At 41.4% G+C, this 998-nt stretch carries 1 protein-coding gene; it reads right to left on the reverse strand.

Going from position 1 to position 998, the window contains the following annotated elements:
• Positions 1-219: 219 nt before the first annotated feature.
• Positions 220-996, reverse strand: coding sequence for a transposase (locus tag J8L97_RS22990; RefSeq protein ID WP_312037213.1), 777 nt, complete (start codon positions 994-996; stop codon positions 220-222).
• Between the last annotated feature and the right edge of the window lie 2 nt (positions 997-998).

Raw genomic sequence — 998 nt, forward strand, 5'->3', positions numbered from 1 at the left:
TGATAACTTGAGCTGATAACTGACACCCACTTAAAAATGAATGCAAATGAATAGACCATGTTCAATCTGAAATATCGTCTAATTAATGATATTGAATTAACCACATGTGCGATAAGCTCAAAGATAGGGAAAACTGAACTCATGCCCAGCAATAAGGCACGCCTACTCCGCCAAGCTATGCTGTATTAGTTATATAGAGATTATCTTGATGGTCTAAAATTAAGCTAGTAACTTTTCACATTGCTTGTAATTAGCGCGCCGTTTTATTTCTAGGCTCGCACAATAATTATCTAGCTTTTGAGGTCGCCCTACTGCGCCATGGAATACTTTGGTAAATTGTGTGGTGAGTTTTAACCAGTTTTCTGGGGCAATGTTGAGCCTGTCTAAAATTGGAGAGTTGATAGGGTTGATAGCGCCGCGCTTGTCTGCTCGCATACATCGGCCGGTCAACTCTACAAGTTCTAAGTAGGACTTTAATTCAAAAGGTAAACCTTTGGGCATGTGCTTTCGGGGGCTACCTGCAAAACGTGCCAAGTGTTTAGGTTGCTTGCCTTCTTTGGCATGTTCACAGCGGGTTTTAACGCTTGTATACTCTGATGTTTCGGGTGTATCAGCCATTTTGGCTCTAACTGGGTTTAAATCAACATACGCCATACAGGCTGCCAGTGCAGCTTCATCAAGTAAAGCTTGTGATTTAAAACGGCCTTCCCAAAATCGACCCGTACAGTTATCTTCTTTATTCGCTTTTCGGGCAATGCTTTCATTCAGTACCCGCATAAACCAACTGATACTCGATAAGCGTTCTCTAAATTGTTCAATGTCTTTATTTAAAAAGTATTGCTGCGCTGAGTCTAGCCGCTCACCTTGAATGTACTTATGAGACAGTATGGTGCCTTTAAACAGCTTATGCCATCTGATGATAACCGCTTTATCACTCAGTCTTTTAGCTTTTATATCATCTACATGCAGCACAGTATGCGTATGGTTGCTCATCACCG

Origin of the sequence: Pseudoalteromonas sp. MMG012, assembly GCF_018100875.1 — a bacterium.
Taxonomy (GTDB): domain Bacteria; phylum Pseudomonadota; class Gammaproteobacteria; order Enterobacterales; family Alteromonadaceae; genus Pseudoalteromonas; species Pseudoalteromonas aurantia.